The organism is Aurantiacibacter atlanticus (assembly GCF_001077815.2).
In the GTDB taxonomy this organism is placed as follows: domain Bacteria; phylum Pseudomonadota; class Alphaproteobacteria; order Sphingomonadales; family Sphingomonadaceae; genus Alteraurantiacibacter; species Alteraurantiacibacter atlanticus.
Genome location: NZ_CP011310.1, coordinates 664,669 through 679,856 on the forward strand (window position 1 = coordinate 664,669; position 15,188 = coordinate 679,856).

A 15,188-nucleotide genomic window follows, 5' to 3' on the forward strand; every position below is an offset into this window, starting at 1 on the left:
CCCTAGTCTGTCTCGTAATGCGCTGTCGTCTTCTCGGCGATCTCATCTCCGGTGACGCCAGGTGCCATCTCGATAAGCTTGAACGGGCCATTGTGGTCAGCACGCCGGAACACGGCGAGATCGGTGACAATCATGTCGACCACATTGGTGCCGGTCAGCGGCAAGGTGCAGGCCGGGATGAACTTGGGATCACCATGCTTGGAGGTGTGCTCCATCACCACGATGATCTTCTTTACGCCCGCGACAAGATCCATCGCGCCGCCCATGCCCTTGATCATCTTGCCCGGGATCATCCAATTGGCGATGTCACCACCTTCGGATACTTCCATCGCGCCCAGCACCGTCAAGTCGATATGACCGCCACGGATCATGGAAAAGCTAGTAGCGCTGTCGAAATAGGCGCTGTCCGGCAGTTCGCTGATGGTCTGCTTGCCAGCGTTGATCAAATCCGCATCGACTTCGTCTTCATAGGGGAAGGGGCCGATGCCCAGCATCCCGTTCTCACTTTGCAAAGTGACCTGCATGTCCTTGGGAATGTGATTGGCCACCAGCGTCGGGATGCCAATGCCGAGATTTACGTAAAAGCCGTCCTCCAGCTCCTGCGCTGCGCGGGCTGCCATTTGGTTACGGGTCCAGCCCTTGGTGTCGCCAGCTTCCTGAGCGCTCATTATGCTGCCTCCCTTTCACGCGTCGTGGTGAATTCGATTTTCTTGTCATAGGGCGCGCCTATCACCATGCGCTGGACGAAGACGCCGGGCAGGTGAATGCCATCGGGGTCAAGTTCGCCAGCCTTCACCACTTCTTCCACCTCGACCACACAGAATCTGCCGCAGGTGGCGGCGGGCTGATTGAAATTGCGTGCGGTCTTGCGGAAGACGAGATTGCCCGTTTCATCTGCTTTCCATGCCTTGATGATAGAGAGATCGGCAAAGATGCCGCGTTCGAGAATGTAGTCCTCTTCTTCACCATCGCGATTGCGGAAGCTCTTGATTTCCTTGCCCTCTGCCACCTGTGTGCCAACGCCGGTCTTGGTGTAGAAGCCCGGAATACCGGCGCCGCCGGCGCGCATGCGTTCGGCAAGGGTGCCTTGCGGGCAGAACTCCACCTCCAGCTCTCCGCTGAGATATTGCCGCTCAAACTCCTTATTTTCACCAACATAGCTGGAGATCATCTTCTTGACCTGCCTGGTGCGCAGGAGCTTGCCGATGCCTTCATTGTCGATCCCGGCATTGTTGCTGGCAAAGGTCAGGTCTTTCACCCCGCTTGCCTCGATCGCCTCCAGCAATCTTTCAGGAATGCCGCACAGGCCAAAGCCGCCTGCGGCAATAGTGAGGCCGTCCTTCAAAAGACCGTCAAGGGCGGATGTTGCATCGGGAAAAAGCTTTTGCATGCGAGAATTCCTGTTGCGTTGAGCCGAAATATAGGGGCTCGATAGAACGTGAAGCGTCACCTGTCACCCCAATGCAAACTTTGCTGCACTGCGTAATAAACTCTGTAAATTGCATAGAAAATGCCCCCTCGGGTTTGATCGCACCCGGCGATATCACCTTGTTCCTATGCGTAAACTCCATGAGTTGCGTTTTGTGCAACATGGCTTGTCCTTTTCGCACTTGCGAAAAAACGCGGCCGCCAGCATATGTCTCCCTGCCTTTCAGGCATCCTCTCCCAAAACTTCCAAGGCCCGGTCGGTTTCGATCGGGCCTTTTTTTGTCTGCGCCCCGCAGCGCCAGAGAATTGGCTATTCTGGCACAATCATCGTGCTGGCAGGTTTGTATTATGCGGCGGGGCTTCCTAGGTTTTGCTGCGTTACTGCGTGAACGCAATGCAAGAGGAATGGGCGGCACATGGCTGAAGATGATGCAGGCAAGATCGAGGCAGGCACGGTAAGGTTACAGGTCGCGGCAGCGCGGCAGGAGGAATCGGGTCGCGGTATCGTGCGAATGCCGCGCAGCGCGTTTCAGGCACTGGGCGTTACTGAAGGCGATGCTGTCGAAATCGAAGGCAAACGCGTCACCGTGGCGCAGGCTGCCACCGCTTATGATGAAGACGAAGCGCTAGACGTGATCCGGCTGGATGGCTTGCAGCGCGGCAATGCCGAAACATCTTCGGGCGAACATGTCATGGTGCGCCGTGCCGAAAGCAAATCGGCTACCCGTGTCGTATTCGCTCCGGCCCGCCGCGAAATGCGCCTGCAAGGCCCGACAGAAGCGTTGAAGCGCGTATTTTTCGGCAAGCCGCTGATGACGGGCGATCTTGTGGCGACACATGGCCAGCAGCCAGTCCAGAACGTGCCGCCCGAAGTGCGCCGCATGTTCAACGCGCCCGCCTATGCGCTGACCCAGATCCGCCTGCAGGTCGTTTCGACAAGCCCCAAGGGCATCGTCCAGATTGATGAAAATACCGAGATAGAATTGCGCGCCGAATTCGAGGAACCGCGCGATGCCCGCGGCCTGATCAATTATGATGATGTCGGCGGCATGGAAGATACGATCAAGGCGCTGCGCGAAATGGTCGAGCTGCCGCTGCGCTACCCCGAACTTTTCACGCGCCTCGGTGTCGATCCGCCCAAGGGCGTATTGCTGCATGGCCCTCCCGGCACGGGCAAGACGCGTCTGGCTCAGGCTGTGGCGAATGAATCGGATGCGGAATTCTTCAGCATTGCCGGGCCGGAAATCATGGGCTCTGCCTACGGCGAAAGCGAAAAGCGGCTGCGTGAAGTTTTCGAAGAGGCCGAACGCAGTCAGCCTGCCATCATCTTTATCGACGAAATTGATTCGATCACCCCCAAGCGTGAGCAGACGCAGGGCGAGGCGGAAAAGCGGTTGGTCGCGCAATTGCTCACCTTGATGGACGGCCTGCAGGCGCGGGCCAATCTGGTGGTTATCGCGGCGACCAATCGCCCCGATGCCATTGATGAGGCATTGCGCCGTCCCGGCCGGTTTGATCGCGAAATTGTGATTGGCGTTCCCGATGAAAGCGGGCGTCGTGAAATCCTGGCCATACACACACGCGGCATGCCCATGGGTGATGGGGTGGATTTGATGGAACTTTCCCGTTCCACCCACGGTTTCGTGGGCGCAGACCTTGCCGCATTGGCGCGAGAAGCTGCGATTGAGGCTGTGCGCCGCATCATGCCGAAAATTGATCTTGATGCACAGGAAATCCCGGCCGAAGTGCTGGACGAGCTGTGCGTTGAAAGGGGAGATTTCCGCGAGGCACTCAAACGCGTTCAGCCATCGGCCATGCGCGAAGTGATGGTGCAGGCCCCGACCGTGGGCTGGAGTGATCTGGGCGGGCTTGATGAAGCGATCAACAAGCTCAAGGAAGGCGTCGAACTGCCGCTGAAGAATCCGCAGGCTTTTGACCGGCTCGGTATCCGCCCGGCCAAGGGCTTCCTGCTCTATGGCCCTCCCGGCACCGGCAAGACCCTGCTTGCCAAGGCCGTTGCCAAGGAAGCGGAGGCCAATTTCATTTCGATGAAAAGCTCCGACCTGCTGAGCAAATGGTTTGGCGAAAGCGAACAGCAGATCGCCCGCATGTTTGCCCGTGCGCGCGCCGTCGCGCCATGCGTGATCTTCATCGACGAGATTGATTCGCTGGTTCCCGCTCGCGGGTCCGGTGCGGGCGAACCGCAGGTTACCGCGCGCGTGGTCAATACGATCCTTGCCGAAATGGACGGGATGGAGGACCTCTCATCCATCGTCGTAATCGGTGCAACAAACCGTCCGACACTGGTCGATCCGGCGTTGTTGCGTCCTGGCCGTTTTGATGAACTCGTCTATGTCGGCGCGCCCGATGCAAAAGGGCGTGAGCATATCCTCAAGATCCATACCGCCAATATGCCACTGGCGGGCGATGTCGATCTGTCGACCATTGCGGAGAAGGCTGAACGCTTCACCGGTGCCGATTTGGAAGACGTTGTTCGGCGCGCGGGACTCAACGCGATCCGCCGCTCCGATGGTGCGCCCGATGTCGTCACAGCCGCAGACTTTGCGGAGGCGCTGGACGATAGCAGGGCCACGGTGACTGCGAAGATGGAAAGCGAGTACAGCAAGATGAAGGGTGAGCTGAAACGCCGCGCAGCCGAAGTGCGCCCGATTGGTTTCTTGACCGAAGGCATGGTGGAATCCACCCGCGATCAGAAACATTGATGATATTCAGGGATGAAGGCGCGGTGGCGCTTTCATCCCGATACAGCCCTTTCGGGTCGAAACCTATGTCTCTGCGCGTTCGTTAGCAGCTTCGACTTCGAGGCGGCGGCGAATCAGCGCGTCGGGCATGTTTTCGCGCAGCCATGCCAATATGTGTTCGCGCAATTGGCAGCGCAGGTTCCACAGATCGCCGATTGTGTGGGCGCTGACCGTAAGGCGCAGCTCCACGCTTTCTGGGTGGGCATCGGTCACCTGCGCCGTTGCTGTCCGTTTGTCCCATAGCGGGTTTGCAGCAGCCCAGCGTTCAAATTCGGCACGGATGGGGGCGATATCGGTGATCGGGTCAAGATGCAGGAAGATCGGACCGGTCAGCTTTTCGCTCGTACGTGACCAGTTTTCAAAGGTCTGTTCAAGGAATCGACTGGTCGGCACGATGACCAGCCGTTCATCCCAGATGCGGACCAGTACATAGCTCATGCGGATTTCCTCGACGCGGCCGGTATGCCCGTCAATCACCACCATGTCGCCGATGCGGATCGGTTCGGTTAGCGCCATCTGCAAACCGGATATCAGAGATTTCAATGCAGGCTGCGCTGCTGCGCCCACGGCCAGGGCCAGTAGGCCCGCCGATGCCATCATCGTCACCCCGATTTCACGCACGCCGGGGATTCCGATCAGGATGAGCGCGATGGTGATGATAACGATGACAAAAGACGCGGTACGGCTGAAAATGGCGATCCGGGTCTTGCGGCTGCGGGCGGCAATGTGATCGACCGTTTCCTCTGTCCGCAATTCCAGCGCCGCTGCAAAGCCGCGCACTGCCGACAGGGCGAGCCAGCCGATGATACCCGGCACGACAAAGCGCGCTGCAGCATCCCAAACCGCTGCCACCAGCGAATTGCTGTGCGCCACGATGCCCACCGCAATCGCCACGGCAAGCCAGCGCAAGGGCAGCTTGATGCGCAACAGAAGTTCGTCATCCGCCGTGGTTTCGGAAATGCGGACGAACCGCCGCAGCAGGCGAAAGGCGATCCAGTGAATTACCAGCGCAATCGCGATGGTGATTGCCAGTGCCACAGCCGCGACGGCTAGTTCGTCCCAGGCGATTTCGAGATTGCGAGGATCATACTGGTCAAGCATGCGGGCCCTCTAGGAGGATAGAGGAATGGAAACAACCGGCCTCAATGCGCATCATCCCAGCTTGCGCCGGTGCCGATCTCTATTCCCAGCGGCACGTCAAGCGTCACCGAAGGCAGCGCCGCATCGGCCATTACGCGTTCAATCACGGGAGATGCGGCGGCAATGTCAGTCTGGGGCAGTTCGAAGACGAGTTCATCATGCACCTGTAGCAGCATCCGCACATTGCCGAGGCCAGCCTCTTGCAGCGCAGGCAGCATGCGGACCATGGCGCGCTTGATAATATCGGCGCTAGTACCCTGAATAGGCGCGTTGATCGCGGCCCTTTCGCTGCCCTGCCGTTCCGCCTGGTTCTTGGAATTGATCCGCGGAAACCACGTCTTGCGGCCAAACAGCGTTTCGGAATAACCGCGTTCCCGCACCGTTTCCAACGTGCGGACAATGTATTTCTGGATGCCGGGGAAGCGCTGGAAATAGGTGTCGATCATCGCCTGCGCCTCGTCCGCTTCTACGCCCAGACGGCCTGCCAGCCCCCAGCGGCTTATGCCGTAGAGAATGGCAAAATTGATGGTTTTGGCCTGTGCACGCGTATCACGGGTGACTTCGCCATACATTTCGCGTGCGGTACGGGCGTGAATATCCTCTCCGGCAGCGAAAGCCTCTGTCAGCGTATCGACATCTGCCATGTGCGCGGCGAGGCGCAGTTCGATCTGCGAATAGTCGGCTGCCAGCAGCACATTGCCATCTTCGGGCACGAATGCCTTGCGGATCTGCCGCCCGATTTCGGTGCGGATGGGAATGTTTTGCAAATTGGGATCGGTGGAGGAAAGCCGCCCGGTCTGCGCACCCACGAGGCTGTAGGACGTGTGGACGCGGCCCGTGCGCGTGTTGATCGCTTCCTGAAGTGCATCCGTATAGGTGCTTTTGAGCTTGGACAGCTGGCGATATTCCAGCACCTTGTTGGCAATAGGCGCACCATCATTGGCAAGGCGTTCCAGCACGCTCTGGTCAGTTGAATACTGGCCGCTCTTGCCTTTCTTGCCGCCCTTGTAGCCAAGCGTATCGAACAGCACTTCGCCAAGCTGTTTGGGGCTGCCGATGGTAAAGGATGTGCCGGCATCGGCGTGAATTTCACCTTCGAGCCGGGCGATTTCCTTGGCAAAGGTTTCGGATAGCCGTGCCAGTTCCGCGCGATCGACCTTGATGCCTTCGCGCTCCATATGCGCGACCACGGGAATGAGCGGGCGGTCGACCCGCTGATAGATGCGCACGCCCCCTTCTCCAGGCATTCGATAGGCGAGATGCGCGTGCAGTCGCCATGTCACGTCGGCGTCTTCAGCGGCGTAGGGCGTTGCCTTGTCGAGCGGCACCTCGCCAAAGGGAATGGCCTTTTTGCCGGTCCCGCAGACATCCTTGAACTTGAGCGTGGTGTGACCAAGGTGGCGTTCGGAAAGCTCGTCCATGCCGTGTCCGCCGCCGATCCCGTCCATACTGCGGCCAGCGTCGAGATCGAAGCTCATGATCATCGTATCATCTACCGGAGCAACAGTTATGCCGTGGCGAGCGAGAATGTTGATGTCATATTTGATGTTCTGCCCAATCTTGAGCACTGCATCGCTTTCCAGCAAGGGCTTGAGCGCCTGTATCGCTGCATCGCGATCCACCTGTTGCGGGGTATCGGCAAACATATCGCTGCCGCCATGGCCCAGCGGGATGTAGCAGGCATCGTTCGGACCTAGCGCAAGGCTGATACCGGCGAGATCAGCCGATATCGCATCAAGCGCGCTTGTTTCGGTATCCACCGCTACCAGCCGCGCATCGGCCGCGCGGGCGATCCAGTGTTCCAGCCGCTCCATCGTTTGCACGCATTCATAGGCGGACAGATCGACCGGCGGCATTTCAGGGAGGGGCTGGGCATTGCCAGCGGCAGAAGCAGGCGCGCCCTGCATATCAGCCTTGGCAGGATCGAGATTGGTCGTGCGGCCGGGGCTTCCGGCACCCGCCTCCAACCGCTTCAACAGTGAATTGAAGCCATGCGTTTCAAGGAACTGCGCCAGTGGTTCGGGCGGGATGCCCGCCAGTTTCATATCGTCTATGGCGATAGGCAGCGGGCAATCGCAGCGCAATTTCACCAATACGCGGCTGAGCTCCGCCATTTCACGGCCTTCGAGCAGACGTTCCTTCAGCTTGGACTTCTTCATGTCCGGCGCGGCATCGAGCGCGGCGGTGAGCGAGCCGTTTTCGGCGATCAGTTTCGATGCGGTTTTGGGGCCGACACCGTAGATACCGGGGATGTTGTCCACGCTGTCCCCCATCAGCGCCAGCACATCGCCCAATAGATGCGGTGGGACGCCAAACTTTTCCTCAACTTCGGGGATAAAGATGCGGGCATCCTTCATCGTATCGAGCATGTCGATGCGCGCGCCGTCTTTTTCCGAAACGAGCTGCATCAGATCCTTGTCCGATGAAACGATGGTCACATCCCAGCCTGCCCGCTGGGCAGCCAGCGCATAGCTTGCGATCATGTCATCCGCTTCGACATCGGGTTCCTCGACCAGCGGCAAAGAAAAAGCGCGCGTGGCGTCACGGATCAGGGGGAATTGAGGCCGCAAATCCTCGGGAGGATCAGGACGATTCGCCTTATATTGATCGTAAATGTCATTGCGGAAGGAATGGCTCGATTTGTCGAGCACGACCGCCAGATGGGTCGGCCCGTCTGCCGCGTCGAGATCCTGCGCCAGCTTCCACAGCATGGTGGTGTATCCGTAAACCGCGCCGACCGGCGTGCCTTCGGGATTGGTGAGCGGTGGCAGGCGATGATATGCGCGGAAGATATAGGCCGAACCGTCGACCAGATAGAGATGCTGTTTTTCGGCCATTTGCGCCTGCTAGCACGCGATTTGCCGTTGGTCAGCAGGCAAGTCGCAAAGGGGAGTGGACGGCGGAACCGCCCTCTTTGTGACAAGATTTTGCCCCAATTATGCCATATTTCCCTTGCGCACGCCCAAATGTGGCCTTATTTAGGCAGTCGGGTCGGCCATTTGGTCGGCTCTGGAACTGGCGACACCGCCGGTTTCGGAAACAATAGAACACCAAGGGGTTCATTCCTATGCGTAAGATCGTTCTGGCCGCCGCAGTTGCTGGCGCCGCTCTCACCCTCTCCGCTTGCTCGGAAGGCACTGAAGATGCCACCGAAGCTGCCGCTGAAGGCGCAATGGCCGACATCGAAGCCAATGCTGACGCTGCTGGCGCCGAACTCGACGCTGCTGGCGACGAAATCGAAGCCGGTGCAGACGAAGTTGCTGCTGACGTTGATGCAGCTACCGACGAAGCCGAAGCTGAACTGGAAGAAGAAGTCGCCGAGTAATTCTCTGGCGGACTATTCCGACAAAAGAAAGGGCGTGGCCATCACTGGCTGCGCCCTTTTCTTATGGTCGATCTGATTTCAGGCAAAGCCGCAAAGGCAGCCCCTGTATCCAGAAGACAAGATCACCTGTTTGCGGCGGTCCCGGAATGGCTGGCATTGGCGTATCTGCGCGAGGCTTCCTGCTGATAGCCATCATAGACACCGCGCGCGATTGAGGCGATGCGCCGTTCGCGATTGAGGCGATTTCCCTGTCCTGTGACATAGATGGCAACGGCAATGGCGCGGCCATCTGGCGCGGTCAGAATGCCGATATCGCTGGACGTGTTGTTAAGTGAGCCGGTCTTGTGCGCGACAGTAACGTTGGATGGCATCAGCGCCGGAATGCGGCGCGTGCCAGTGCGGCAACGCTCCATCGCGTCGATGATGACTTCACGGCTGCGGCTGCTGAGCCAGCGGCCCTGATAGATGCCTGCCAATAGCTGAACCATTGCTGCGGGGGAGGCACTGTCACGCGGATCGATATGCACGACCGGATCGAATTCGCCATCGTCGCGCACCAGCGTTGCAATGTCGCGATCAATGCTGAAATTCTGAAGGCCGGAACGGCGTGCCCACTCATTAACTGCCTGTGGCCCGCCAATCGCGGCCAACAGGGCATCCGTAGCAGTATTGGAACTGCGCGTGAGCATCAGATCAATCAGTCGCAGCGCGCTCAAATGCTCGCCCCGGCGGACGGGAGCAGCGTGGGAGGAAAAGGGCCGCGAACCGACAGGCACCATCAGCGGAAATTCGCTCGTTAAACTCCAGCGGCCCTGATCGACACCTTCGAGAAAGGTTGCCGCGATGGCGATCTTACTGGTGCTGGCAAGCGGGAAGCGCTGATCGCCGAGCACCGAAATCGTCTGGCCGGTTGCCAGATCGACGGCGGCGACGCCGATGCGGCCATTACTGCCTTCGGCAAGCTGCGCGATGCGCAATTCAAGCTGGTTATCGAAACTGGGCGTGTAATCACGCGGTTCGCGCATTTCCGTGCCAAATGCGCTGTCGAATTGATTTTCAAACCCATCTGCTTGGGTTTGCGCCTGTGCTGGTGAAAGCGGCGCCATTGCCAGCGCCACCAGAGATACGAAAAGGCCAGTTCGGAAAAATTTCATAACGCCCTCATGCCAGAAACATGCTGTGTGAATGCTTAACACGTTCAAAGCTGACGATAGGGACGCGACGAAACGGGTAAAATTGTCGCCGTAATGAGTTTGGCCCGGAACTGATGCTCCGGGCCAATATATCTCACGCAGCTACGAGAAGCTTCTCAATTTTGGCCAAGGGTTCACTTGTCAGAGATTTATCGAGCTCTCCGATGATGCGTTTTTCCAATTCCTTGTGATAATGGCGGCGCATTTCGCCCAGCGTCTTGGGGTCTGCAATCACCACCAATTCATCAATCTCGCCTGCAAGAGCCTTGGCGTTGAGCCATTCTGCCGCTGCGGCACCATGCGCCAGTTCATTGAGGTCGGTATTCCCCTTCATCTGGCCTGCGGTATCCTGATGCTTGACCCCGGCGCTAAAATTGGTCGCTTCAAGCTTGGGTTCGGCAATCTTCTTCAAGCTAGGCTCAAAAATCTGGCCTTCATTGCGCAGAAAGACGAAGCGTTCCCCATCGACGAGTGCGACGTGGGCCATGTGAGGACATTTCATTTCTGTTTTTCTCCTGAGAGTTCAACCGTCCATCAATCAACACGCGGCGAAGGCAAAAGTGCCGCAAATGCAACACCAGTCTGCCCAGCCAAAGGCGCTGTTCAGCCCGGCTTGCGCAACCGCCAGGCGAATTGGTCTGTCTGCCCGCGAATCGCATCGTCAAAGACATTGGCGGTGCGCGGATCAGATGGGCGCGAATAGATTGCGCTTTCCTCTTCCAGCACGAAGCCCGCAGTGGTCAGGTCCTGCAATGCGAGATCGGTGTCCATCCGGTGCAGCGTATTGGCAGCTTCAGCACCCGCCCCTTCGACCGCATAGTGATCAACAACCACCAGGGAACCGCCGGGTTTGAGCGCATCATACAGCATCGCAATGGTTTGCTGCGCTGTCCCTTCGGAAAAATCGGTAAGGTAGAGATCGTGGAAATTCATCACTGTGATAATGGTGTCGAGCGGTTCGGGCCAGCCGGGCTGGGCCAAAGGCGCGCGCAATGGATAGACGTGGACCGGCTCTCCCTCATCATTGGCATAGGGGGCCACGGCAGCATCCTGCAGGCCCGCGTAATCAGGGCTGAAGGCAATGAATTCTTCAGGCTGGAAGGCGTAAACCTTGCCGTCTGCGCCCACCGCTGTAGCCAAAAGCCGAGTCACATATCCGCCGCCCATCACGAAATCGCCGACCACATCACCCCTGTCGATCTGCGCGAACGCAAGCAATTCGCCCGGTTGTCGCGCCTCGTCAGCCTCCTGATCGTCCAGCCGGGCGATATCGTTGATCGCCTGCATATATTTGCGGGCGTTATATTCACTTTCGGCAGGTGCCTCATTAGCGCCACTGCACGCGGCAAGGGCAGTGCTGGCAAAAAACGCTGCCGCGAAAATATGTACACGCATGGATCAAACTCCCTCTTCCCTGACAAACAGGGATTAGCTGGCCTCGGACGAGCCGTAATCTCCATAGCATATTGACGCGGACAGCTCACTCGCCTTGTTTCACGCGAAACTTCGCCATTAAAACATGAGGCTGCCTTCAGTCCTTGAAGGCAGGCGCCGAAGCCGCATGGGCGTCTGGCCCGCCACGACAGGCCGTCCTTTAGCTGACCGTCAGAAAAAGGTGCGCAGCCCGATCAGGAACACCAGCCTGTCAGGATCGTCACCGACGGCACGGATGTAATCGGCAGTCTGGTCCAGCGCCGCCTCATATTCGACCCCGACATAGGGCGCGAATTCGGGGACGAATTCATATCGCAAGCGCAGCCCTGTTTCTATCTTTACCAGTCCGGCGCCAACGCCACTTTCGGGAATGTCCTGCGCCGCCAGATCCAACTCCACGCGCGGTTGCAGAACCAGTCGCTGGGTCAGCCGCATATCGTGTTCTGCCTCGATACGGGCGGTGACATCGCCATCATCAGATAGGAAACCCGCTGCGTCCAGGTGGATGTTGTAAGGTGCAAGCCCCGCAATCCCCAGCGCCAGATGCGCATTTGTGTCAGGTTCCACGTCAAGTCGCACACCAGTTTGCAGATCAAACCACGGGCCGATGGCATGGCCCCACAATAGCTGGACCTCGGCAGCTTCGACTGAGCCGCCGAATGCGCCTTCGCCTTCGCTTTTGAACACCACGCGGTCTGTGCCCGTGCCATACCAGCCGGATAGATCCCACAGATAGGCATCCTCTCCCGAAGCCACGCGCGCTTCGAGCCGTTCGGCCAGCAAGGTGGCGAATTTACCATCGCCATGTGTTGCGCGGTTCTGTGCGCGGGCGCGGGCCATTGCCTCTTCGCCCCAGAATGCAGCCGCCGCATGGGCGGGGCCGTCAAAGGCGCGGGCGGGCGGAGGGCCATCGGGTATTTGCGCCGTGGCAGGGCCGTGGCCCGTCGCCGAATGATCCATTGCCGAATGATGGGCCTGCCCTTGAGGCTGCGGCATGGCGCGCTGTGGTACCGGACGGATCGCACCCAATGGATTGGCCCGATGATCAGGTGGGAGATCGGATGGCATATCGGCGGCCTGTTTATCCTGCCGCTGCGCATGATCCATCGCGGCCTGATCGGCATCCCGATCATGCGCCGCCGGTTCCTGCTGCATGGTGTGGCCGGAATGGTCCTGCGCTGCGACAGGCGCGACGATCAACGCGGTGCTGGCCAATATCAACGTCCGCATCATCACGCCTCAACCTCAGGGAAGGGGCGCACGGTTACGGTCTGCATCATCCCTGCATGCATGTGGTAGAGCAGATGGCAGTGGAACGCCCAGTCGCCCGGTTCATCCGCAGTGAGATCGAAGGTGGCGCTACTGCCAGGTTGCACCACTACGGTATGTTTGCGCGGCTGGTTCATCATGCCGGCCCCGTTGACCAGTTCAAAGAAGTGGCCGTGAAGGTGGATGGGATGGGCCATCATCGTATCGTTCACCAGCTTTACGCGCACACGTTCGTCATGCGCGAAGCGGATCGGATCTTCGGTGACGGCGGAGAACTTTCTGCCATCGAAGGACCACATATACCGTTCCATATTGCCGGTGAGATGAATCTCCATCTGGCGGGTTGGCATGCGGTGGGGATTGGCGTGCCTGGCCTTGAGATCGGTATAGCGCAGCACGCGGTGCTTTACGGTATCAAGACCAAGTCCGGGGAAATTCATCCGGTCCATCGGCATTGCTGAAACCATGTCCAGCCCCGGGCCGACCTTTACATTGGGTGGCAATAGCGATGTATCGCGCATTGAATGATCCATCGCGACTGCTGGCTCATCCGCTGCGGGCATTGTATGGCCCATCGCTGCATGATCGATCGTTTCGCCACTATTGCCCGTGCCATGATCCATGCTGCCCATATCGTCCATGCCCATGTCAGCCATGGTCAGCGTAACCGACTCCCTTAGTGGCGGCGGAGTGGCGCGGTGTCCGGGGCTCGAGGTGAGGCTGGCAACGCCCATGCCCGATCGGTCCATCGCTTCTGCCACAAAGGCATGACTGCCATCGGGCGGGGTGACGATCACGTCATAGGTTTCTGCAACGCCAATCTGGAATTCATCGACTTCCACCGCGTCCACGTCCTGCCCGTCGGCTGCGATCACCGTCATCGGCACGCCGGGGATGCGCACGTTGAAGAATGTCATCGCCGATCCGTTGATGATACGCAGGCGCACCCGTTCCCCCGCCGTGAAGGCAAATTCAAGATTGTCGGCGGGGCCGTGGCCATTGACGAGAAAGGTATAGATCGCGCCGGTCACATCAGAAATATCGCGCGGGTTCATCCGCATGGCGCCCCACATCAGCCGGTCTTCAAGGCTCATCGAACCATCGCCCACGGTCTGCATCTGGCGGTTGAAATAATGTTCACCCGTCGCCAGCAGCCGCGCGATTTCGTGCGGATGGCGCGGGGTGAACTCGCTCAGCAACACCACCACGTCGCGGTCGTAGCGTGGATCGGGCTGTGCTGCGTCGATCACGATAGGGCCATAATGACCTGCCTGTTCCTGCAGGCCGGAATGGCTGTGCCACCAATAGGTGCCGCTCTGACGGACGGGGAAGCGGTAGCTGAAAGCCTCACCCGGCTTGATGCCGGGGAAGCTGATGCCGGGCACGCCATCGAACTGGAATGGCAGCAGCAGCCCGTGCCAGTGGATCGAACTGTCTTCGGCCAGATGGTTGGTGACGTTGAGCACCACGTCCTGGCCTTCGCGCAGACGGATCAGCGGGCCGGGCACACTGCCGTTGACCGCGATGGCATGACCGTTGCGGCCACCGGTCGCAAAATGATGGTTGGCGATCGAAAGGTCGATCTGACTGCCCGAAAGCTCTCCGAAGCCATTGGCAGCCTGGGTCAATGACTGGCCCCGCGCCCAAGCAGGGATGGCAAGGCCCGCCCCGGCAAGCAGACTGGCGGAGCCGAGGAAGGATCGTCTAGAAAAATCAGCTAGCTTCACGGGTCTTGCTTCTCCTTATCTTATCTGTAGTATACCCCCCTAGGGTATTCAAGCGGGTTTCTTTTATGAGTGACAGCAAGGCGATTTTAAACAGGCTGAGGCGTGTTGAAGGTCAGGTGCGCGGTGTGGCGCAAATGGTCGAGGATGACCGCTATTGCATCGATATCCTGCATCAATTGCAGGCAGTGAAGGCTGCACTTGCCAAGGCAGAGGACGCAATTCTTAAAAACCACGCGGCGAGCTGTGTGGCGGATGCCATCTCTTCGGGAGACAAGGGCGAGCAGCAGGCCAAGTTCGGCGAACTTGTCGATCTGTTCGCCAAGGTGAAGCGTTGAAGCGCAGCATCTCAGCGCTGGCCATGATGTGCCTCGCTGTGCTTATCGCGTTTTCGCCTGCCTTGGCGCATGGTGAAAACACGCATGGCAAGCAGGATGCGGGCACTGCGGCAGTGGAGGCCGCGCCAGCGCGCGCTGCTGACAATGTGTCACCGGGCGATGTCATGACCCTGCTGCGCAACCTCCACCCCGCGACGGTCCATTTTGCCATCGCGCTGTTCGTAGTCGCTGGCCTGACCGAGGCGGTCGGTGTTTTCCATCCTTCGACCGAGTTTGAAGGGACAGTGCGCATCATGGTGATGGCGGGCGCTGCTGGCGCAATTATCGCCGCTGTGTTCGGCTGGATTCACACCGGATTATGGCTTGGCGGAGACGGCACGATGCAGCTTCATCGCTGGATTGGGATGGCGATCGCCCTTGTAGGGACCGCTGCGGCGATAGTGGCAAACAACCGCCCGCAATCGCGCACGCTGTTGCGCGCCGCGCTTATTATTTTGACCATTGCGATAGTCGCGCAGGGGTATCTCGGGGGCGAGCTGGCGCATGGCGCCGGGCATTTGTGGAAGCAATAGAAA

The 15,188-nt window shown here is 59.0% G+C and carries 13 protein-coding genes; 4 read left to right on the forward strand and 9 right to left on the reverse strand.

Annotated elements, in window-relative coordinates; all coding sequences use genetic code 11:
- Positions 1–2: 2 nt before the first annotated feature.
- Together CP97_RS03300 and CP97_RS03305 are read right to left on the reverse strand one after the other, a co-directional pair.
- Positions 3–668, reverse strand: a complete 666-nt coding sequence (locus CP97_RS03300) for a CoA transferase subunit B (protein WP_048884780.1) — start codon at positions 666–668, stop codon at positions 3–5.
- The gene (locus CP97_RS03305) at positions 668–1,390 is read right to left on the reverse strand and encodes a CoA transferase subunit A (protein WP_048884781.1); all 723 of its coding nucleotides are present in this window, start codon (positions 1,388–1,390) and stop codon (positions 668–670) included. The genes CP97_RS03300 and CP97_RS03305 overlap by 1 nt, the downstream gene beginning before the upstream one ends.
- A 454-nt stretch (positions 1,391–1,844) precedes the next feature.
- Here CP97_RS03305 and CP97_RS03310 point away from each other — a divergent pair, with 454 nt between their 5' ends.
- Entirely contained in the window at positions 1,845–4,151 is a 2,307-nt protein-coding gene (locus tag CP97_RS03310; protein ID WP_048884782.1) for a CDC48 family AAA ATPase, read from the forward strand.
- Positions 4,152–4,214: 63 nt separating this feature from the next.
- On the opposite strand, the gene CP97_RS03315 is transcribed toward CP97_RS03310, so the two are convergent.
- Together CP97_RS03315 and polA are read right to left on the reverse strand one after the other, a co-directional pair.
- A complete protein-coding gene (locus CP97_RS03315) occupies positions 4,215–5,291 on the reverse strand; it encodes a mechanosensitive ion channel family protein (protein WP_048884783.1) in 1,077 nt (358 codons plus the stop codon).
- 41 nt (positions 5,292–5,332) lie between these two features.
- Entirely contained in the window at positions 5,333–8,167 is a 2,835-nt protein-coding gene (gene polA, locus CP97_RS03320) for a DNA polymerase I (RefSeq protein WP_048884784.1), read from the reverse strand.
- Positions 8,168–8,397: 230 nt separating this feature from the next.
- On the opposite strand from polA, the gene CP97_RS03325 reads away from it, so the two are divergent.
- Positions 8,398–8,655: a hypothetical protein gene (locus CP97_RS03325; protein WP_048884785.1), complete on the forward strand. Its 258-nt coding sequence runs from the start codon at positions 8,398–8,400 to the stop codon at positions 8,653–8,655.
- Positions 8,656–8,777: 122 nt separating this feature from the next.
- Here the strand turns inward: CP97_RS03325 and CP97_RS03330 are convergent, their stop codons facing one another.
- From CP97_RS03330 to CP97_RS03350, 5 genes are all read right to left on the reverse strand, one after another.
- A complete protein-coding gene (locus CP97_RS03330; protein WP_053106521.1) occupies positions 8,778–9,809 on the reverse strand; it encodes a serine hydrolase in 1,032 nt (343 codons plus the stop codon).
- 133 nt (positions 9,810–9,942) lie between these two features.
- Complete coding sequence (locus CP97_RS03335; protein WP_048884786.1) at positions 9,943–10,350, reverse strand: baeRF12 domain-containing protein; 408 nt, start codon at positions 10,348–10,350, stop codon at positions 9,943–9,945.
- 101 nt (positions 10,351–10,451) lie between these two features.
- Entirely contained in the window at positions 10,452–11,243 is a 792-nt protein-coding gene (locus tag CP97_RS03340; protein ID WP_149036407.1) for a class I SAM-dependent methyltransferase, read from the reverse strand.
- 210 nt (positions 11,244–11,453) lie between these two features.
- Positions 11,454–12,515 carry a copper resistance protein B gene (locus CP97_RS03345; RefSeq protein WP_048884787.1) on the reverse strand — a complete coding sequence of 354 codons (1,062 nt, stop codon included), beginning with the start codon at positions 12,513–12,515 and terminating at the stop codon, positions 11,454–11,456.
- Positions 12,515–14,278: a copper resistance system multicopper oxidase gene (locus CP97_RS03350; RefSeq protein ID WP_048884788.1), complete on the reverse strand. Its 1,764-nt coding sequence runs from the start codon at positions 14,276–14,278 to the stop codon at positions 12,515–12,517. Before CP97_RS03350 ends, CP97_RS03345 begins: the two co-directional genes overlap by 1 nt.
- A 65-nt stretch (positions 14,279–14,343) precedes the next feature.
- On the opposite strand from CP97_RS03350, the gene CP97_RS03355 reads away from it, so the two are divergent.
- Together CP97_RS03355 and CP97_RS03360 are read left to right on the forward strand one after the other, a co-directional pair.
- Entirely contained in the window at positions 14,344–14,613 is a 270-nt protein-coding gene (locus tag CP97_RS03355; protein ID WP_048884789.1) for a metal-sensitive transcriptional regulator, read from the forward strand.
- Positions 14,610–15,185, forward strand: coding sequence for a DUF2231 domain-containing protein (locus CP97_RS03360; RefSeq protein ID WP_053106523.1), 576 nt, complete (start codon positions 14,610–14,612; stop codon positions 15,183–15,185). Before CP97_RS03355 ends, CP97_RS03360 begins: the two co-directional genes overlap by 4 nt.
- The last annotated feature ends 3 nt before the right edge of the window (positions 15,186–15,188 follow it).

Excerpts from the sequence above, each read along its gene's own strand:
- CP97_RS03300 (WP_048884780.1), bottom strand. The coding sequence starts at position 668 with ATGAGCGCTCAGGAAGCTGGCGACACCAAGGGCTGGACCCGTAACCAA.
- CP97_RS03305 (WP_048884781.1), bottom strand. The coding sequence starts at position 1,390 with ATGCAAAAGCTTTTTCCCGATGCAACATCCGCCCTTGACGGTCTTTTG.
- CP97_RS03310 (WP_048884782.1), top strand. The coding sequence starts at position 1,845 with ATGGCTGAAGATGATGCAGGCAAGATCGAGGCAGGCACGGTAAGGTTA.
- CP97_RS03315 (WP_048884783.1), bottom strand. The coding sequence starts at position 5,291 with ATGCTTGACCAGTATGATCCTCGCAATCTCGAAATCGCCTGGGACGAA.
- polA (WP_048884784.1), bottom strand. The coding sequence starts at position 8,167 with ATGGCCGAAAAACAGCATCTCTATCTGGTCGACGGTTCGGCCTATATC.
- CP97_RS03325 (WP_048884785.1), top strand. The coding sequence starts at position 8,398 with ATGCGTAAGATCGTTCTGGCCGCCGCAGTTGCTGGCGCCGCTCTCACC.
- CP97_RS03330 (WP_053106521.1), bottom strand. The coding sequence starts at position 9,809 with ATGAAATTTTTCCGAACTGGCCTTTTCGTATCTCTGGTGGCGCTGGCA.
- CP97_RS03335 (WP_048884786.1), bottom strand. The coding sequence starts at position 10,350 with ATGAAATGTCCTCACATGGCCCACGTCGCACTCGTCGATGGGGAACGC.
- CP97_RS03340 (WP_149036407.1), bottom strand. The coding sequence starts at position 11,243 with ATGCGTGTACATATTTTCGCGGCAGCGTTTTTTGCCAGCACTGCCCTT.
- CP97_RS03345 (WP_048884787.1), bottom strand. The coding sequence starts at position 12,515 with ATGATGCGGACGTTGATATTGGCCAGCACCGCGTTGATCGTCGCGCCT.
- CP97_RS03355 (WP_048884789.1), top strand. The coding sequence starts at position 14,344 with ATGAGTGACAGCAAGGCGATTTTAAACAGGCTGAGGCGTGTTGAAGGT.